Raw genomic sequence first — 18,008 nt, 5'->3', positions numbered from 1 at the left:
ATCCGCGACCAAGGCCAACCCATCAAAGGACTGCCCTCATGAAATTCTTCGTAGACACCGCCGAGATCGACGCCATCGCCGAACTGAACGATCTGGGCATGGTGGACGGCGTAACCACCAACCCCTCGCTGATCCTGAAATCGGGCCGCGACATTCTGGAAGTCACCAAAGAGATCTGTGATCTGGTCGACGGCCCCGTCTCGGCCGAAGTTGTCGCCACCGAAGCCGACGACATGATCGCCGAAGGCCGCAAGCTGGCAAAGATTGCATCGAACATTGCTGTCAAAGTACCGCTGACATGGGCGGGTTTAAAAACCTGTAAAACGCTGACCGACGAAGGCCAGATGGTCAATGTGACCCTTTGCTTCTCGACCAATCAGGCGATTCTGGCCGCCAAGGCGGGCGCGACCTTCATCTCGCCCTTCATCGGACGCCTTGACGATATCAACCTCGACGGCATGGACCTAATCGCAGATATCCGTCAGGTCTATGACAACTACGGGTTTGAAACCGAAATCCTGGCCGCCTCGATCCGTACCGTGAACCACGTTACCGATAGCGCCCGCATCGGGGCCGACGTGATTACCGCTCCTCCGGGCGTCATCAAAAAACTGGCTGACCACCCACTAACCGACAAAGGTCTGGAAACATTCTTGGCCGACTGGGCCAAAACAGGTCAGAAAATTCTCTGATCCTTTGCGTTGCCGCGCGGTGCTGCCAGGCACCGCGCCCGGCCCAACGGCCAAAGCTGAATTTCATTCAGCGCATGGCTGGCGGGAGCTCCCGCCACAGCAGTGATGAAATTCGCCTTTCGCGTGCATTTTTCCCAAGGCAAATCCGTCAACCCGTGTTATAAGCCCGCCAAAACAAAAAACGACCGGACGGGACATGAGCAGCGATCCTAAACTCAAGGACAATCTCCGCGCCGCGATTCTGGCTGAGCCTGACGCAGTGCTGGATGACAAAGACCTGATGCAAGCCCTTGTGGCGGCAAATGAACAAGCCCGCGGTGACAATGTCGTTGATCTGCGCGGCATCGCCATGCAACGCCTTGAGGCACGGCTCGATCGGCTTGAGGATACCCATCGCTCAGTCATCGCAGCAGCTTACGAAAATCTGGCAGGCACAAATCAGGTGCATCGTGCCATTCTCCGGCTTCTCGAACCCACAGTATTCGAAGATTTTTTGCGCGCGCTTGGCAATGACGTGGCCGAGATCCTGCGTGTCGATCACATCACATTGGTTCTTGAAACGACTATCGTGCGCGACGATCCTGTAGTGAACCAGCTTGGTGGTGTTCTGACCGTGGTCGAGCCCGGATTTATCGACAGTTACCTGACCTCGGACCGCAATGGCCAACCGCGCGAAGTTACGCTGCGCGAAATTCGCTATCCCAACCCTCAAGTCTACGGTGAACAGGCCGATCAACTGCAATCCGAAGCCTGCCTCAAACTTGATCTCGGCGCGGGACGCTTGCCCGGCATGATTGTCATGGGTGCCAACGACCCACGGCATTTCTCACCTCAGCTTGGCACAGATCTTCTTGCCTTCTTTGCCGGTGTCTTTGAACGCTCGATGCGCCACTGGTTGTCATGAGCCTGATCTCCCCAGCCTGTCGCGATGCTTTGCAGCATTGGCTGGACAGTCTGGGGGCGCTCGCTGGGCGATCAGAGAATACGCTCGAGGCCTATCGCGGTGACGTGACCGAATTCCTGTCCTTCATGACCCTCCATCACAGCGAGCGCCAAGGGCTGGCAGCACTGGAACGTATTACCGTTTCGGATATGCGGGCTTGGATGGCGGATCAGCGCAATTCAGACGTCGGCGCGCGATCTCTGGCGCGCAAACTGTCTGCGGTCAAAAACTTCTATCGTTGGCTGGCTGAGCGCGAAGGGTTCGAGCCGACCGCTGTCCTGTCCACACGCGCGCCTAAATTTACTAAGAAATTGCCGCGCCCTCTGGCCGAAGACGCAGCCCGCGCCATGATCGAAACGGTCGAGTTGCAATCATCTTCCGGTTGGGTTGCCGCCCGGGATGTCGCGGTCGTAACACTCCTATACGGTTGTGGGCTTCGCATTTCCGAGGCACTTTCCCTGACCGGATCGGATGCGCCCCTGCCGGATACTCTGCGCATTTCAGGGAAAGGCGGCAAAGAACGAATCGTGCCGGTTCTTCCGGCCGCTAGGGCAGCAGTTGATCGCTATCTCCGGCTATGTCCGCATCCGCAAACACCTGATGCCCCGCTGTTTCGAGGCGTTCGGAGCGGCCCTCTGAACCCCGGGATCATTCAGGCCGTGGTCGCCAAAGCGCGAATGCAGCTTGGCTTGCCTGCCACTGCTACCCCGCACGCAATGCGTCACAGCTTTGCCACTCATTTACTGTCAGCAGGTGGTGACCTGCGCGCGATTCAGGAGCTTTTGGGACACGCCTCACTTTCGACCACACAGACCTATACCGCCGTCGATACGGCACGGTTGATGGAAGTCTACAACCGCACGCACCCAAAAGCCTGAAGCAAAGACCCTTTTTGCTTTGCATCTGCGCCTTGCTTCCGTCATGACACCACCATGACACTTAGATTCAAAGCGCTTTCCGTTCATCTCTTCACCGCCACAGGTGCCGTTTTCGCAATGCTCGCCATGTTGGCCGCAGTCGAAGAGAAATGGAGCCTGATGTATCTCTGGCTGGTCGTCTCGTTCATCGTGGACGGAATCGATGGCCCGCTGGCGAGGCACTATCACGTCAAAAAGAACGCACCAGAGTTTGACGGCGTGTTGCTGGATCTGATCATCGACTATCTGACCTATGTGTTCATTCCCGCTTTCGCCTTGTTTAAGTCAGGACTGATGGATGGCTGGACCGGCTGGTTCGCTATCATCGTCATCACCTTTGCCAGCGCGATGTATTTTGCGGATACACGCATGAAAACAAAGGACAATTCCTTCTCCGGCTTTCCGGGCTGCTGGAACATGTTCGTCATCGTGATCTTCGCTTTGGAGCCCAACTTCTGGGTCATCCTGCTGCTGGTCTCCTTGCTGTCAGTCGCAATGTTCCTGCCGCTGAAATTCATTCACCCGGTCCGAACCGAGCGTTGGCGCACCTTGTCCCTGCCGATGGCTTTTGCGTGGACCTTCTTTGCAGGCTGGGCCGCCTGGGTCGACTTTCACCCTGAAAGCTGGGCCCATTGGGGGCTGGTGATCACCAGCCTGTATCTGGTTTCAGCAGGAATTGCGCAGCAAATCATCCCTCCGCGCAAAGCCAGGGATTACAAGACTTCCTGAACCTCAAACTCAGTCCCGTTATGGGTGAACACATCACCTTCTTGCAGTCCGACCATGGCCAGATAGATCGGGCTTTGGGTCGAAATACCCATGTAGGTTTTGCCGTCCACGTCAAACCGAGTCGTTGAGACACATACGACGAAGCGGCGATTGTTAAACTTGATCACCGCGCCGGGCTGCACCGTGTCCGTGAGGCTGAAGTCGGTATTCTCGATCACGTCTATCTTCGCATGATGCGCATGAACGGGCGCGTCAAAGGCAGCGGCCAGATCGGCATTCTCGCGTGATGCTGCGATATCATCCTTGTCATGCCCTTCCCGGTCATCCAGTTGGGAATCCTTCAGAAAGGCATCATAATGCGCCTGTGCGGTTGCCAGTTCCTGTTCTTCCAAAGACATCAAATGATCAACAATGGCTTTCTTACGTACGGCGGGATCTGTCTGGCCGGTCATGCAATTCGGTCCTTCAAATTCACTATTTGATATAGGTTGGGGCCGTGTCGCTCTGAATGCAACAGGTAAGTGCGGATCAGATCAACAGGCTGGCTGCACCTTCGTGACGCAGCAGAGCCACTTTGGTCTCTACTCCACCATGCCCTGAAAACCCAACCATCTTGCCATCCGCGCCCAGAACCCGGTGACAGGGAATGATGATCGGGATGGGATTCCCACCGCATCCCCGCCCAACCGCCTGCGCCGAGTATCCAAGCTCGTTGGCCAACTCGCCATAGGTGCGCGTATCCCCGAACGGGATGGCATACATCGCATCGCACACGCGACGCTGAAATTCCGACCCCTTGATCCGGTAGGGCAGATCGAACTGCTGCAAACGCCCTTCGTCATAAGCGCGCAATTGCGCCGCCGCCTCTTGCAGAACCGGGGTGGCCAGGCCTTCGTCTCGGCCATTCCAGACAAGCCGTGTAATGGCGCCATCGATCTCTTCGACACCAAGGCAACCAAACTGAGTTTCTGCGGCGATCATCGGCATACGAGAACGGTTGCAGATGTTTCGCCACACCTGCAACCCGAATCCTGACGATCCGCCTTTCACCTGGCCAAAAATACCTCGGAGCGCGAGGCAGAGCCTCGCATCAGCGAACTCTCCTACGCGCTCCGTTTGTGTGTCAGCTCAGCGCTTCGTTACAGCGCCCGCACACGCCCGGATGGGCATGCAACCCCACATCGGGCAGGATTTTCCAGCACCGCTGGCATTTGTCGCCCTGGGCCTTTTCGAAGACCACGGCGACGCCTTCGATTTCCGGAACCCGGAACGCCTCGGCGGGGGCCGGATCGCCTGTGACGGCCAGGCCGGAGGTGATGCACATATCATCCACGTCGAAGGATGCCAGCAGATCGCGGGTTTCCTGATCTTCGACATACACGATCGGAGCGGCCTCAAGGCTGGATCCGATCACCTTGTCTTGACGCTGAATTTCCAGCGCTGCGGTCACAGCACGGCGGACACGGCGGACTTTGGCCATGCTGGCTTCCAGTTCTTCATGGCGCCAGTCGATGGGCGTTTCAGGGAAATCGACCAGATGGACCGAGCTGTCATCGGCCGGGAATCGTTCCAGCCAAACCTCTTCCATGGTGAAGACCAGCACCGGGGCCAGCCATGTGGTCAGGCGGTGGAACAGGATATCCAGAACCGTGCGCGCAGCACGGCGGCGCTGGCTGTCGCCGTCACAGTACAACGCGTCCTTGCGGACGTCGAAGTAGAAGGACGACAGATCGACAGTGGCAAAGGTGAACACGGCGCTGAAAACACCCTGGAAGTCGAACGAGGCATAACCCTTGCGCACCTGCTCATCCAGATCAGCCAGACGGCTCAGCACCCAGCGCTCCAGACGTGGCATATCCTCTGGCGCGACGCGGTCGGCTTCGGTGAAATCGGCAAGCGAGCCCAACATGAAGCGCATGGTGTTGCGCAGGCGGCGATAGCTGTCGGCGGTGCCTTTCAGGATTTCCGGCCCGATCCGCTGATCGGCGGTGTAGTCGGTCTGGGCCACCCACAGACGCAGGATATCGGCGCCGTATTGCTTTACGACCTCTTCCGGCACGATGGTGTTGCCCAGCGATTTGGACATCTTGTTGCCTTTGGCATCCAAGGTGAAACCGTGGGTCACCACATTGCGATAGGGCGCACGGCCCTTGGTGCCACATGCCTGCAGCATCGAAGAATGGAACCAGCCGCGGTGCTGGTCAGTACCTTCCATATAAACGTCAGCAATACCGTCCTCGGTCCCGTCCTCACGATCACGCAAAACGAAGGCGTGGGTCGAGCCCGAATCGAACCATACGTCCAGCACGTCGAACACCTGATCGTACTCGTCCGGGTTGACGATTCCGTCGAGAATCTTTTCTTTGAACCCGTCCGTGTACCAGACATCTGCGCCGTCTTTCTCGAACGCTGCCTTGATACGGGCGTTCAGATCTGCGTTGCGCAACAGATAATCCGCGTCGGTGGGCAAAGCCCCCTTCTTGGTGAAGCAGGTCAGCGGCACACCCCACGCGCGTTGGCGTGACAGTACCCAGTCCGGGCGCGCCTCGATCATCGAATACAGGCGGTTGCGGCCCGTTTGTGGGGTCCACTTGACCAACTCATCGATAGACCGCAGGGCGCGTTCACGGATGGTGTCGCCCATCTCGCCCATGCCGTCCTCCAGCTTGCGGTCAACCGATGCAAACCACTGCGGCGTGTTGCGATAGATGATCGGAGCCTTTGAGCGCCATGAATGCGGATAGCTGTGCTTGATCTTGCCGCGCGCCAGCAGCCCGCCGACCTCAGCTAGCTTGTCGATGACGGCTTTATTCGCATCACCCTCGCCGCCCTTGCGGGACAGGATGTATTTGCCGCCGAAGAACGGAAGATCAGCGCGGAAAGAGCCATCGTCCATTACGTTATAGGTGATGACCTGTTCCAGCATGCCCAGATCGCGATATAGCTCGAATTCCTCCATACCGTGCGAGGGCGCGCAATGGACAAAACCGGTGCCTTCGGTATCGGTCACGAATTCAGCGGCACGGAAGTCGCGGATGTCGTCCCATTCGCCATTGCCACCTTCGGCCCCGGCCAGCGGGTGGGCAAGGCCTGTGATGACACTCGGGTCAACGTCCCGAACACGTTTCCATTGATCATCGTTCAAGCGCGCACGGCCCAAAACATCGGCAGCCAAGTTGTCGGCTAGCAGGAACTTGTCGCCCACGTTGGCCCAGCACTCTTCCGGTGTCCCGGTGACTTCGTACAAGCCATAGGAGATATCCTTACCGTAAACCACGGCCTTGTTTGATGGCATGGTCCAAGGTGTTGTGGTCCAGATCACAACAAAGGCGTCTTTGAGATCATTGGCAAGACTTTCAAGCTCTCTGAGAGTTTCAGCTTCTTCAGCCGCAGTACTCACAATCATGCCATTGGAGTGAGAGCCAACAACGTCAATACCTGCAACCTTGAAACTCACCCAGATGGTGAAGCTTTCCTTGTCGTGATATTCGACCTCGGCCTCGGCCAGCGCGGTTTTTTCGATGGGCGACCACATGACGGGTTTCGAGCCCTGATAAAGCGTGCCGTTCATCAGGAATTTCATGAACTCGTCAGCGATCACGGCTTCGGCGTGATAGTCCATGGTGATGTAGGGATCGGGCCAGTTGCCGGTGATGCCCAGACGTTTGAACTCTTCGCGCTGAATGTCGATCCAACCTTCGGCGAACTTGCGGCATTCCTGACGGAAGTCGACGATGTTCACCTCATCCTTGTTCTTGCCCTTCTTACGGTACTGTTCCTCGATCTTCCATTCGATCGGTAAGCCGTGGCAGTCCCAGCCGGGCACATAACGCGAGTCAAAACCCATCATCTGATGCGACCGCACGATCATGTCCTTGATGGTCTTGTTCAGCGCGTGACCGATATGCAGATGCCCATTCGCATAGGGGGGGCCATCGTGCAGCGTGAAGGGCTCACGGCCCTCTTTCTCGCGCAAGCGGTCATAGACACCAATCTTTTCCCAGCGCTCCAGCCATGCAGGCTCGCGCTTGGGCAGGCCAGCTCGCATCGGGAATTCAGTCTTGGGCAGGTTCAGCGTGTCTTTGTAGTCAGGTGTTTGGGGTGTGTCGGCGCACATTTGGGGCGTCCTCAGGATGATCTTGTCGTGTATGGATCGAAGCGGTCAGTGCGATATCTCAAGCACCTTTGCCCGGCGTCTCGCGATATCAGAGCGCCGGGGATATAATTCGAATAATGATGGCCAGACGGTCAAACATGGCCGCGCTTATAGGACGCCCGCCCTCAATGGTCCAGAGGTTCCGCATCCTGAGGCGAATGGCGCAGCTTGGCCCAGCGATTGAGCCATGCCAGCCCTGCCAGCGCGAGCCCTAACGCAAGCAGAGAAAAGACGCGGATCAGCCCCCCCAATCCAGCGATATCGATCAGAAATACCTTCGCCACCGCCAACCCGATAACAGCCAAGCCAGCCTTGCGCATCAAATCAGAGTGGCGGGCCAGTGATTGATAAAACAACGCCGCTCCGACCACCAACAACGTGATTGTATAAGTATAAAGCTCGGGCTGAGTGACGCCGTTGCCTTCATACATACCGCCCGCGCCCTGCCAGACATGCCGGATCGCTAATCCCAGCCAAACAGTTGCCAGAGCAGTGGCTGCTCCATAGCTGATCTGTTTCAGCAGAACTGGCTGTGTAACGACACGCCAGGCCGAGAAACCAATTGCCAGCGCGGGCAACAAATAGGCAACGGCGAGCGTGTTCAAAACCGGTGGGCCCAGTACCGGGTCCGCAAACGGGTTGAGCAGCGGGTTGGCTTCTGACAACGCCTGACCCAGGCGATACACACCATGCGCACCGAAGAAAGCAGCCAAGGCGTAGCGCAGATAGTTTAACTTACCGCCCAACTTGAACCGTTGCACCTGTGCGAAAGCCAGCAGCAGCCAGATGACCGCAAGCAATCCCAGCCCCCAGTGGCTGTTGGTGGCACCGCTTTCGCCGAAACTTTCCAGCCAGCGCAGCAACAGCAGCGATAGCAGTATCCCCGCTGTCGCCCAGGCCGCGCTTTCAAGGAGCAATGAAGCATTCGGGCGGTCTAGGGGCTTCAGTAACGTCCAGCCCACAATGAACCCGACAACCGCAGCCGAATAGACCAACGTCATTTCGAGCAATGGAGCGCTTTCGGCCCAAACAAGCCCTGGGTCCAACACCAGTCGGACTGTGACGGTGAATACGCCTGCCCAGATGAACCAGCTCATCGGAGGCAGTTCAAATCGTCTGTCCAACGCGGCGGCCACAACGATCATGGCGACAAGCGCCACGGTTAAAGAAGCCGAACTGAGCACAATAATGCAGGCAAAGCTGAGACAAGAAAGCGCGGACAGAGTCGCCAAGGCTGGGCGCATCCGGTTTTCACCATCGACCCGCGCGAACCGTTCGGCCAGAACTACCATCATCGCGCCCAAAGCGATGGCATGTAGCGCCCATGGGTAGGCTCCTAATACCTCAGCAGGCTGCCATCCGACCTCAAGCGCGATCGCCAGGGCCGGAGCGAATATCGCCGCCCCTCCGGCCCAGACCACGGCATAGCGCCCCGCGTGCAAGGATCGCCAAGCTGCAATCAAAGTGACCAAAGCGCCTAAGGCCACCAATTGCGTGACGCTCCAAGGATAATCTGCCTCGGCTGTTTCCGCATAAGTATCCACAAAGCGAAGCCATACTGCGCCTCCATCCAACCCGTGCACCAAGACAAACCAGATTAGTCCCAGTGCTGGGAATGCGGTCACATCCTGTAATGCCCGTGCATTCTTTGCCCAGAGCATCAGCGCCAATACCAAGCCTGTGAACAGCGCGACGCCCAACCAGAATTCACCACCTGAATCTGGCCAATGCAGCGACAAAATTACTGAGGAAACAAGTACCGCACCAAAGGCAATCCGAGTTGGAAACTCGGGCCATGGTTCTCCTTTCCGGCGTCGGATAATCTCGGTCACCATCGCACCAGAGTGGTTTGGCCAGATACGCCGTATGGGTATCGCAATCGCAATGATCGCCAGTGCCGTGACGCAGGTTAAATACCCGGGCTCGGTCGACGGCGAAGACAGTACCAGCAGAAACGCGGCCCCATAGGCGCCAATTAGGGTCAACACCGAAATCCACGCCCAACGCCTTACTGTATCAATTCCCAGACCCAATACGGCGATTATGAAAAAGTAACCGTAGAGCCAGTTCGGATCATCCGAGGAACCACCCACGGCAAAGGGGGCGGCAAAAGCTCCGATCAGACCAACAGCCGCCAATAGCGGCCCATGGAACCAACCCAACACGAGCCCGAACAGCGCGATGACAATCAACCCGGCCAACGCCGCCTCGGGCCCGATCAGATCATAAAGCTGGCGTGCCGCCAGAATGCCGCCGAACAGGGTTACCAGCCCTGCGCCTGAAAATACCGATGGGAGATAAGCGGTTGAGGCCTCCTCATCATCGCCGAACCGACGGCGGATCACCTCACCCGCGCCGATCAGCAGCAAGCCAAAGACCAGCGCCGCAGCGACCCGCGCAGTGGGGGGCAACAACCCGTTTTCGACCCCATACTGAACCAGAAAGATCCCCGCCAACGCCAGTGAAAGCGCCGATACCGCGTAGAACCAGTTCTCGCGCAACCACGCGCCCAGCGCTGCGATTTTTTCTTCGCGAAATACGATACTGGCTGGAGGATCTTTAATCTCGGGAGCTAGCGGTGTCTCCGTTAGACCTTCGTCGGTGGTGGTTGAAGCTTTTGCCGCTGCCCAAGGCGCAGGCTTAGCTTGCACGGTTGTGGGTTCTGATCGGGACGTTTTGGGTGCCTCAGCAGTGCTTTCTGGCATTTGCCCTGCAAGTTGCTGCTCAAGCTGTTCTACCCGTTTGCGCAACCGCGACTGGCCAACCAGCAATACGATGATCGAAACAGGAATGGCCAGAACGATCAGGCCAATGAGAACAAGCAAGGATTCCAACCGAAACCTCCGAGGTAGGATACATCAAACGTATCGCGGTGATCGGCAGGTTTATAGTAAGGAAATCCACATGATTACCGTATGTTGCTTTGCAAGCCTGCCTAAAACAGCGCCAAGTCGGGGCGCGCCAGCATCAACCAGACGATTGTCAGCACAGCAACAAAGGCCGGAATGCCGCAGGCGAACCAAAGGCGGAACAATCGGAAATATGCAACCGGCAAAGCAGTCCCATCGTGATTGGCCAGTCTTGCATAATCCCGCAGCCTGATTTGTATCCAAACCACAGGCAACCAGAACAGGCCGGTCAGAATATAAAGCAGCACAGACGCCACGATCCAATCCTCTGTCAGAGACCAGCCTAAGCGCCATTCCAACAGTGCGCCCGTCACAGGCTGTAGTACGACCGCGGTTGCGGTGAAAATCATGTCGGCCAACACCACGATACCTGCAGTATGGGCGATAATCCTCGCGTCTGCTGTTCGATGCGCCATCAGCATGAAAAAGGCGATGCCCGCGCCTGTTCCCAACAGAACACACGCTCCGATCACATGCAGCCAGCGCAGAAACAGGTCCGGGTCCATTAGCGGCTCTCCAACATGGGTCGAGCAACCAATGACAGCATCAATGCGGGCGCGATTTTGACCAATGGTCCCAGCGGATCTAGCCAAAGCTCTGGTGCCATCAACGTTGCGGCGATCAAATAAAACATGGCGATCGCGGCTTGAGCCAAACAAACGCGGGCCGCCCAATGTACCCAAGCAGATCAGCCACGGCGGCGACTGCTTTGGTTACCGATGGTGGCATCGTGATGGTTAAGTGTGCAGGCTAAAAGCCAAGCCAGTGTCGTGTCACTGACAAAACCCGCGACAGCGGTTGCGGCGTATCTTCCACCAGATCATAGCTACCTGGCGGCAGATCGTCACGAATGGCAGACAAGACGGCGGCGCACAGGTCTCGCATCCCGACACATTGCACCGGAGTTGCAGGAAAGGCGACCGGCTGTAGGAAAGGCACTGCCGCCAGCATCCGCAACAGTGCCGTGCCGCCATAATCGCTCTGTCCGATCACCAACCCGGGCTTGAAGCACCACAAAGTCGCGCCAGTTGCGCGTAGGGCCGCATCCCCGTCCGCCTTGGAGCGCATGAACTCGGTCGAGGCATCGGTGTCGGCCCCGATTGCCGAGACCTGGACGATTGAAACGCCTTCCTCGGCACAAGCCTGTCCCAGCGATGCAATAGCCGTGTAATGCACGGCGCGCAGATCATCCTTCCCCCCAGCCTGCAGCGCCCCGGCGCAATTCACCACAACATCGACACCTGGGAGGAGTGGCCTCCAGTCCCCGGCTGATCTAAAATCTCGCAGGTCGCCCGACACCAGATCAACCTCGGGCTAGACACGTCCCGCTGTCTTTCGGCTGCGTATAAGGCCCTTGACCGCGAGACCATCCGCATGCAGCGCCCGAACAACAGCCGCGCCGATGAAACCATAGGCGCCCAGCACCAATACTGTTTTTTCATTCAACTTTGCTGCCACAGGATGACCCACACGTGTTTTCGTCACCCTGACGGATCAAACGCCTGCGACCAGCTTGATTGAGCTGTCTGCGACAACAGCACCGATCAGGGATGGAACAGGGAACCGACCAAGAATGCGATCGCAGCGGCCAGACCACCGATCAGAAGTGTTTCGGCTCCGGATCGCCACCAAGGCGCAAGGGACCAGCGGCTTTTCATGGCTCCGATGGCAAAGAATACACCTGCCGTCATCCAGGCCGAAACGGTAAACGCACCTTCAATCGAGAAAAGGAATGGCAGCAGTGGAATCATACCCGCGACCAGAAAGGCAAAGAACGTCGCCATTGCGGCTTTCATCGGGTGCGGGTCGACGCTGCCTAACCCGTATTCGCCCTCGATCATCAGGTTAATCCAATTGTCGTGGTTTGAGGTGATCTCATCCGTGGCCTCGTCCAACACGCGGCCCGACAGACCTTTTTGCGTAAGGATTTCGCGTACTTCCTTTCGCTCTCCGTCCGGATAAAGCCTGATATGCTGTTCCTCGATGGCGCGGATGCGATGGATGTTGTCGATCTCAGCCTTGGTGCCAGAATAGTTGCCTGCCGCCATCGAGAACCCATCCGCCAGCACATTGGCCAACCCGAGCGCTACGATGACAAATGGCGATAGCCCCGCCCCCGCGACACCGGCGACGATGGCGAACGTGGTGACCGATCCATCGATGCCGCCATAGACCACATCACGCAACACACCACGTCCAGGCGGGGCATGGATCCGTTCGATAATCTCTTGCTGGCTGTGGCCGTGATCGGTCATGGCTTGCTCCGACTTTTTTATGACGGATCCATGCTATTGTGGCCTTGCGCCAGATCAACTCTTGGAAAACAGCCCACTAAGTGCGCGTTTGATCATGCCCCGCGTCGAAGGTTTGTGGCGTTTTGAGAAGGGCAGAGGTCGGCACACCTCCATCGCGGCGACGCCAACGCGTGCTGTTAACGCACCATTGACCAAGCCCTCACCGAACCGGCGCGACAGTTTGCTGAGGACTGAGCCGCCCAGGATCGGCTCCAGTAAATCATCCCCTACAGCTACGGCACCGGTCGCAACCAAATGCACAAACACAGCACGGGTCAGGCGCCAACTGCCAAGAAAGCCCGCCCGACCGCCGTAAATCTCGGCGATGCGTCGGATCATCCGCAATGAACTTGCCAACGCCGTTGCGACGTCAGCCAGCGCAAGTGGCACCAGTGCGGTCACGGTAGCGACCTGCCGGGCTGCGGCCTCGACCTCGCGACTGGCGGCGGCGTCCAGCGGGGCCAGCAATTCATCTTCGGCCAAGCTAAGCAGGGTTGAGGCATCGAATAGCTCGCCCATGCGTTCGTTCAGACGATCGCTGCCCCAGCGGGTTTCATCACGCCCCTTGTAGAATGCAATCAGCCGTGTGGTGACGGCGCGGGCTTGCGACAAGTCCTCGTCTGCTAACGCAGCATCGGCAGCGCGGCGTAACCCGTCCACGCGAGAAAGGCGACTAATCGCGGCCAGTTCACGTAGTGCGATAACCAGCACGACCAGCAAAAGCGCGGCGATCAGGCCCGTGACGATCCACCCCAGAATTGGGGCGCGTTCCAGCAGCGACATGGCAAAATCCCACGCCGCAACCGAGACCACCGCGCCTACGACTGCAAGCGCCAAACCCCAAAACCAGCGCGCCAAGGCCGATGGTTTTCGGGCTGCAAACCGAACGGCGGCCTGCATCGCCTGCCCCTGAGGAGGTGCAATATCAGGTACGGGAGGTGCAGTTGAAACATCGGCTGCCGGGGTGTCGTCTTCCAGATCAATCAGCACGGGGCCCTTAGACATCGACCTCCTCCTCACGTGTCCAGACATATTTGATATCTGGCAGGTTTTCGTCATTCTCGGACCCGTCGCTGCGCGCGACCTCGACAAACCCGTTGCGTTCGTAGAACCGGCAGGCGCGGTGATTGGCCTGAAACGCATATAGATTGAGATTGGGGCGCTGCGTCTTCGCAAGATCAAGCAATTGCTGTCCGATCCCCTGCCCACGCGCCGGTGCTGTCAAATAGAGCGACTGCACTTCTTCCCCGTCCAACGCCAGAAATCCGGCGACCTGGCCTAGCACCTCGGCGACAGTGACCCAGCCCAAATCGATCATGCGACCGCAAAATGCAATGGTTTCAGCTTCGGAATGCAGCTCTGGCATCCAGTTGTTTTCCCGTGCGAAACCGTGCAGAATAGCGCCCGTCTTTCCGGCATCTGTACTGCGCGCGGGGCGGAGGATCACGTTCACAACCTGTCTCCAATTAGAAACTGCGCGGCCCGGTCCAACCGAATATGCGGCGGACCGTCTCCGGGATTCAGGGTCAGATGCGCCGGCGCGAAGGCCATATAGCCATAATCCTCGCCCAGCCATCCTTCGGCCCCGTTGCGCGCAGGGCCAAGCAGATGGGCCGGGTCTTCTGGCAGATCACCGGGATAGAACGCCGCCTGCTTGCCGCTATCCAGTAGTGTGCCGCGCACGCAAGGGAGTTCAACGCCGTTATGGCTGCGCATCTCTTCCGTCGTGGTTCGAAGCGAAGCCAACGATAAGGCCGCCGTCTCAGCACCCGCAAAGCTGGCGCGATCGCGCGCTTCACGGGTCAGGGCCTCGATAATCGCTGTCAGATGTGGGTGCTGCGAATGATGCAGGTGATCCGCCTTAGTGGCCGCAAACAGGATACGCTCGACCCGCTTGCCAAGCAGCAGCCTGTTCAGCCACGCATTGCGACCGGGGCGGAAGGCCGACAGGATATCGGCCATGGCGCGGCGCATATCTTCAACCGCTTGCGGGCCTTTGTGGATCGCGCCCAGTGCATCAACCAGTACGATCTGCCGATCGATCCGGGCAAAGTGATCGCGGAAGAAGGGTTTGACCACCCGCGATTTATAAGCCTCGTAGCGCCGTTCCATCTCGCGGTGCAGCGACCTTCGGCGTGATGCTTCAGACACCGGCAAAGGCGCGAAGGTCAGCACTGGAGAGCCTGCGAGATCTCCCGGCAAAAGGAACCGACCGGGAGTGCAGTCGTAGAACCCGGCCTCACGCGCGGCATTTAGATAGTCTGTGAAGCTGCGAGCAAAGTCCTGCGCCTGCGGCTCATCATGCGGCGCGTTTGGATCGGCCGCTTTGGCCTTGGCCAGAAACGCCTCTGCTTGTGGACGGTTGGATATGTGCTCCAGCGTTCCCCGCGACCAATCTTCGTAGGATTTATCCAGCAGGGCCAGATCCAGCAGCCATTCACCGGGATAATCCACGATGTCCAGATGCAATGTTCGCGGTCCCTGCAGCCCCGACAGCAAACCTGCTGGTTGCACTTTGAATGACAGGCGCAGTTCAGACACCGCCCGTGTGCTGTCCGGCCAGTGCGGCGCAGGTCCGGTGAGCGCGGACAGATGGGATTCGAAATCGAATCGGGGCACGGTATCGTCGGGTTGCGGCTGCAGATAGCTGGCGGTGATACGCCCTTCTTGCTGCGCCACAAGGCCGGTCATACGGCCGCGGTCCAGGAGGTTGGCCACCAGCGATGTGATAAATACAGTTTTACCAGACCGCGCCAATCCCGTGACGCCCAGCCGTATGACCGGCTCAAAGAACGTTTCGGACACGCGGTCGCCGACGGATTCGACGCTGCGTACCAAACTGTCTGCCAATGATGAGATGACCAAGCCGTCGCCCCGCAATTATCGTTTGTGCCAAGATAGGTAGCGGTTACCGCACTTGCCAGAGCTTTCGCCCCCTTGCCCGACCGACCAAGGCGCGATACCAGCGCCCCATGCCCAGATACGCGTTGAAAGTCGAATACCAAGGGGAACCGTTCGCCGGATGGCAGCGGCAGAAAGAGCTGCCGTCTGTTCAGGGTGCGATCGAACTGGCTCTGTCGCGGATCGAACCCGGAGAGCATACCATCGCCGCCGCAGGCCGCACCGATGCGGGTGTGCATGCGCTGGGGCAAGTGGCTCATTGCGATTTGACCAAGGACTGGGACCCGTTCCGCCTGTCCGAGGCGTTGAATTATCACCTCAAGCCGCAGCCTGTCGCCATCGTGAAAGCCGCACAGGTGGATGATGACTGGCACGCGCGGTTCTCGGCGCTTGAGCGGCAATATCTGTTCCGCATCCTGATGCGCCGCGCACCTGCGACCCATGATCATGGGCAGGTCTGGCAGATTAATCATATTCTGGATGTCGCGGCGATGCAGGCCGGGGCGGATATGCTGATCGGGCGTCATGATTTCACCACCTTCCGATCCTCCATCTGCCAGGCCGCCAGCCCTGTTAAAACGCTGGATGAATTGCGGGTCGAGCAAGTTCAGGGCTTCTCGGGTCTCGAAATACACTTCCACGTACGCGCGCGGTCTTTCCTGCACAATCAGGTACGTAGCTTTGTTGGAACGTTAGAGCGCGTGGGGGCCGGAGCGTGGACGCCCGAGGACGTGCGCGAAGCGCTAGTGGCAGTTGATCGCTCGGCTTGCGGCCCAGTTTGCCCCCCGCAAGGGCTGTATTTGGCAAGGGTCGGATATCCGGAGCCAGTTTTCGACTAAGGTTACAAAGTCCGCAGCAGCAGCCCGCTTGCAATCACAGCGATTATTAGTCCTGCAACCAGTTCGATTGTAGGGGCCAGCACTGATGCAAAGCGCGTGGCCGAGGCTGAGGCAAGCAACCCGCCGCGCAGCCCGAAGGACGTCCATCCGACCAGAGTCGTCACCGTTGCAGTGCCCAGCGCCATAGCGAACGCGCCCGCGATGCCAACCATCGCGATACCCATCTGCCAAGTCAGAATCAGCACAAACAACGCCCCGGTACAGGGTCGTGCAGCGATGCCTGCGACCAAAACCATTGCCTCGCGCAGGCTGCCGACCTGAGCGACCTCATCGGCAGTCGGGCCGTGGCGGTGGCCGCAGTCAGCGCAAACCTCATGGTCGTGATGATGGTGGTCATGATCATGCGCATGGTGATGGTGGTCGTGCGTATGCGATGTCTGGCTTTTGCGATGCCGTACAAAGCTGCGCAGCGCGCGAAAGACCAACCACAAGCCGATTACCGCAATCATGCCATAGCTGATCGGCGCCATGACCTGTTCGGTCGTGCCTACCAACGACTCGCGCGACATCTGGAACACGAGCACACCGGCATATACCAACACGATTGCCGTGACTGCTTGACCCAGACTAGACATAACACTGATCGCGGATAGTCGCCAAAACGCGACACGACGGCCCAACCCGTACCCTCCGATTAAAACCTTGCCATGACCTGGTCCAATGGCGTGGAAAAAACCATATGCGAAACAGACAGTTAGTAGCGTCGCGATAGCTTCGGGCTGCTCGGCCCGGGCCGCACGCAAGGCGCGGGCGATCTGGTTCTGGAACTCCCGCTGCTCACCAGCCGCCCATGCAGCCAGATGGTCAAAGCCACCGCTGCCCCAGAACCAAAGGAGCAACCCGCAAGCGATGACGACGGGAACGATCAGGTATTTGGACATGAAAGTCTGATCTCAGTTGCGAATTTCTCACCAACCAGGGGGATGTCATTCTCCTCGAGGTCATAGTCGGCATCGAGTGTCCGTAAAAACGCCTGCATCTGCGCCAGTTCTGCGTCAATGTCTGGATCGCTCCGATCAATCTGACAGATGACAGGACCCGAAACCGTCACAGGCCGGGTCACCTCGTAGGCGGTGTAAAAGCTCTCATCAAAGGCTTTGATCGACAGGTCACTTGCCGGAACGGGCGCGCCTTCCACCGAGCGCAAATGCGTGGTCACGATACGTGCATCTTCAGTCGTCGCTTGTGGCTCTAACGGGCCAGACAGGGGGATCACGGTCTCGCCCATACGAATGACCAAATCGCCATTGTACCCTTCGACCCATTGCGCATCGAAGCCGCTTAGAAATTTTTCTTCCGCTTCGGTCAGCACGCCATCGCCGTCCTGATCCAATCTCATGTCTTCCAGCACCAGCAGCGAATAGAATTCATCATAGGCCCAGGTCACACGCACATGGGTCAGGTTGCCTGCCTCATCGACGACGAACTCCAGTCCCGTGTCGATAAAGACGTGCGGGTGGGCCAAAACCGGAAATGGCAGGCAGCAGGTTAGAAGGGTCGCAATCCAACGCATAGCGCAAAGATAGGGTGCGGGGCAGGCATCGGCAATCCGGTTCCCCAGAGTATCG

The 18,008-nt window shown here is 58.2% G+C and carries 19 protein-coding genes; 5 read left to right on the top strand and 14 right to left on the bottom strand.

The genetic code is table 11. The annotated features are described in order from the left end of the window. The first annotated feature begins 38 nt into the window (after positions 1-38). The 4 genes from fsa (at position 39) to ACR3EJ_RS08390 (ending at position 3,281) form a co-directional block, all read left to right on the top strand. Positions 39-692 (top strand): fructose-6-phosphate aldolase, encoded by a 654-nt coding sequence (gene fsa / locus ACR3EJ_RS08405; RefSeq protein WP_010438122.1) that lies wholly within the window; start codon positions 39-41, stop codon positions 690-692. A gap of 196 nt (positions 693-888) precedes the next feature. Next, positions 889-1,596: a DUF484 family protein gene (locus tag ACR3EJ_RS08400; RefSeq protein WP_170477375.1), complete on the top strand. Its 708-nt coding sequence runs from the start codon at positions 889-891 to the stop codon at positions 1,594-1,596. Next, a complete protein-coding gene (locus ACR3EJ_RS08395; protein ID WP_170545498.1) occupies positions 1,593-2,513 on the top strand; it encodes a tyrosine recombinase XerC in 921 nt (306 codons plus the stop codon). Before ACR3EJ_RS08400 ends, ACR3EJ_RS08395 begins: the two co-directional genes overlap by 4 nt. Positions 2,514-2,567: 54 nt before the next feature. Continuing rightward, positions 2,568-3,281, top strand: coding sequence for a CDP-alcohol phosphatidyltransferase family protein (locus ACR3EJ_RS08390; protein WP_170545501.1), 714 nt, complete (start codon positions 2,568-2,570; stop codon positions 3,279-3,281). Here ACR3EJ_RS08390 and ACR3EJ_RS08385 read toward each other — a convergent pair. The 12 genes from ACR3EJ_RS08385 to ACR3EJ_RS08330 form a co-directional block, all read right to left on the bottom strand. Beyond that, positions 3,266-3,733: a hypothetical protein gene (locus tag ACR3EJ_RS08385; RefSeq protein WP_170477383.1), complete on the bottom strand. Its 468-nt coding sequence runs from the start codon at positions 3,731-3,733 to the stop codon at positions 3,266-3,268. The two genes, ACR3EJ_RS08390 and ACR3EJ_RS08385, sit on opposite strands and share 16 nt — an antisense overlap. A 76-nt stretch (positions 3,734-3,809) precedes the next feature. Further along, a complete protein-coding gene (locus ACR3EJ_RS08380; protein ID WP_170545867.1) occupies positions 3,810-4,268 on the bottom strand; it encodes a methylated-DNA--[protein]-cysteine S-methyltransferase in 459 nt (152 codons plus the stop codon). A gap of 136 nt (positions 4,269-4,404) precedes the next feature. Beyond that, positions 4,405-7,398, bottom strand: a complete 2,994-nt coding sequence (gene ileS, locus ACR3EJ_RS08375; RefSeq protein WP_170545504.1) for an isoleucine--tRNA ligase — start codon at positions 7,396-7,398, stop codon at positions 4,405-4,407. Between the two features lie 164 nt (positions 7,399-7,562). Continuing rightward, positions 7,563-10,271, bottom strand: a complete 2,709-nt coding sequence (locus ACR3EJ_RS08370; RefSeq protein WP_170545507.1) for a DUF2339 domain-containing protein — start codon at positions 10,269-10,271, stop codon at positions 7,563-7,565. Between the two features lie 101 nt (positions 10,272-10,372). Further along, positions 10,373-10,852: a DUF2269 domain-containing protein gene (locus ACR3EJ_RS08365; protein ID WP_170545510.1), complete on the bottom strand. Its 480-nt coding sequence runs from the start codon at positions 10,850-10,852 to the stop codon at positions 10,373-10,375. Beyond that, positions 10,852-10,980 carry a DoxX-like family protein gene (locus ACR3EJ_RS08360; RefSeq protein ID WP_260023074.1) on the bottom strand — a complete coding sequence of 43 codons (129 nt, stop codon included), beginning with the start codon at positions 10,978-10,980 and terminating at the stop codon, positions 10,852-10,854. The genes ACR3EJ_RS08365 and ACR3EJ_RS08360 overlap by 1 nt, the downstream gene beginning before the upstream one ends. A 116-nt stretch (positions 10,981-11,096) precedes the next feature. Beyond that, positions 11,097-11,645 (bottom strand): Rossmann-fold NAD(P)-binding domain-containing protein, encoded by a 549-nt coding sequence (locus ACR3EJ_RS08355; protein WP_480422910.1) that lies wholly within the window; start codon positions 11,643-11,645, stop codon positions 11,097-11,099. A 15-nt stretch (positions 11,646-11,660) separates the two neighbouring features. Next, positions 11,661-11,831 carry a hypothetical protein gene (locus ACR3EJ_RS08350; RefSeq protein ID WP_480422909.1) on the bottom strand — a complete coding sequence of 57 codons (171 nt, stop codon included), beginning with the start codon at positions 11,829-11,831 and terminating at the stop codon, positions 11,661-11,663. 59 nt (positions 11,832-11,890) lie between these two features. Then, the gene (locus ACR3EJ_RS08345) at positions 11,891-12,601 is read right to left on the bottom strand and encodes a VIT1/CCC1 transporter family protein (protein ID WP_170545514.1); all 711 of its coding nucleotides are present in this window, start codon (positions 12,599-12,601) and stop codon (positions 11,891-11,893) included. 54 nt (positions 12,602-12,655) lie between these two features. Continuing rightward, on the bottom strand, positions 12,656-13,645 hold the full coding sequence (locus ACR3EJ_RS08340) for a YcjF family protein (protein WP_170545516.1): 990 nt from the start codon (positions 13,643-13,645) through the stop codon (positions 12,656-12,658). Further along, on the bottom strand, positions 13,638-14,093 hold the full coding sequence (locus ACR3EJ_RS08335) for a GNAT family N-acetyltransferase (RefSeq protein WP_170545519.1): 456 nt from the start codon (positions 14,091-14,093) through the stop codon (positions 13,638-13,640). The genes ACR3EJ_RS08340 and ACR3EJ_RS08335 overlap by 8 nt, the downstream gene beginning before the upstream one ends. Continuing rightward, positions 14,090-15,505, bottom strand: a complete 1,416-nt coding sequence (locus ACR3EJ_RS08330; RefSeq protein ID WP_170545522.1) for a YcjX family GTP-binding protein — start codon at positions 15,503-15,505, stop codon at positions 14,090-14,092. The genes ACR3EJ_RS08335 and ACR3EJ_RS08330 overlap by 4 nt, the downstream gene beginning before the upstream one ends. 107 nt (positions 15,506-15,612) lie before the next feature. On the opposite strand from ACR3EJ_RS08330, the gene truA reads away from it, so the two are divergent. Beyond that, positions 15,613-16,380, top strand: a complete 768-nt coding sequence (gene truA, locus ACR3EJ_RS08325) for a tRNA pseudouridine(38-40) synthase TruA (protein WP_170545525.1) — start codon at positions 15,613-15,615, stop codon at positions 16,378-16,380. 2 nt (positions 16,381-16,382) lie between these two features. Here the strand turns inward: truA and ACR3EJ_RS08320 are convergent, their stop codons facing one another. Together ACR3EJ_RS08320 and ACR3EJ_RS08315 are read right to left on the bottom strand one after the other, a co-directional pair. Further along, positions 16,383-17,321 carry a nickel/cobalt transporter gene (locus tag ACR3EJ_RS08320; RefSeq protein ID WP_170545529.1) on the bottom strand — a complete coding sequence of 313 codons (939 nt, stop codon included), beginning with the start codon at positions 17,319-17,321 and terminating at the stop codon, positions 16,383-16,385. Continuing rightward, a complete protein-coding gene (locus tag ACR3EJ_RS08315; protein WP_170545532.1) occupies positions 17,306-17,953 on the bottom strand; it encodes a DUF1007 family protein in 648 nt (215 codons plus the stop codon). Before ACR3EJ_RS08315 ends, ACR3EJ_RS08320 begins: the two co-directional genes overlap by 16 nt. Between the last annotated feature and the right edge of the window lie 55 nt (positions 17,954-18,008).

It is taken from the genome of Ruegeria sp. AB11 (assembly GCF_056536325.1).
Note: the sequence above shows the minus strand (reverse complement) of the source record. Positions and strands in the feature narration are given on the sequence as shown.

Bases quoted from the DNA above. Each gene is read 5' to 3' on its own strand.
- fsa (WP_010438122.1), top strand. From the start codon at position 39: ATGAAATTCTTCGTAGACACCGCCGAGATCGACGCCATCGCCGAACTG.
- ACR3EJ_RS08400 (WP_170477375.1), top strand. From the start codon at position 889: ATGAGCAGCGATCCTAAACTCAAGGACAATCTCCGCGCCGCGATTCTG.
- ACR3EJ_RS08395 (WP_170545498.1), top strand. From the start codon at position 1,593: ATGAGCCTGATCTCCCCAGCCTGTCGCGATGCTTTGCAGCATTGGCTG.
- ACR3EJ_RS08390 (WP_170545501.1), top strand. From the start codon at position 2,568: ATGACACTTAGATTCAAAGCGCTTTCCGTTCATCTCTTCACCGCCACA.
- ACR3EJ_RS08385 (WP_170477383.1), bottom strand. From the start codon at position 3,733: ATGACCGGCCAGACAGATCCCGCCGTACGTAAGAAAGCCATTGTTGAT.
- ACR3EJ_RS08380 (WP_170545867.1), bottom strand. From the start codon at position 4,268: ATGCCGATGATCGCCGCAGAAACTCAGTTTGGTTGCCTTGGTGTCGAA.
- ileS (WP_170545504.1), bottom strand. From the start codon at position 7,398: ATGTGCGCCGACACACCCCAAACACCTGACTACAAAGACACGCTGAAC.
- ACR3EJ_RS08365 (WP_170545510.1), bottom strand. From the start codon at position 10,852: ATGGACCCGGACCTGTTTCTGCGCTGGCTGCATGTGATCGGAGCGTGT.
- ACR3EJ_RS08360 (WP_260023074.1), bottom strand. From the start codon at position 10,980: ATGTTTTATTTGATCGCCGCAACGTTGATGGCACCAGAGCTTTGGCTA.
- ACR3EJ_RS08345 (WP_170545514.1), bottom strand. From the start codon at position 12,601: ATGACCGATCACGGCCACAGCCAGCAAGAGATTATCGAACGGATCCAT.
- ACR3EJ_RS08340 (WP_170545516.1), bottom strand. From the start codon at position 13,645: ATGTCTAAGGGCCCCGTGCTGATTGATCTGGAAGACGACACCCCGGCA.
- truA (WP_170545525.1), top strand. From the start codon at position 15,613: ATGCCCAGATACGCGTTGAAAGTCGAATACCAAGGGGAACCGTTCGCC.
- ACR3EJ_RS08320 (WP_170545529.1), bottom strand. From the start codon at position 17,321: ATGTCCAAATACCTGATCGTTCCCGTCGTCATCGCTTGCGGGTTGCTC.
- ACR3EJ_RS08315 (WP_170545532.1), bottom strand. From the start codon at position 17,953: ATGCGTTGGATTGCGACCCTTCTAACCTGCTGCCTGCCATTTCCGGTT.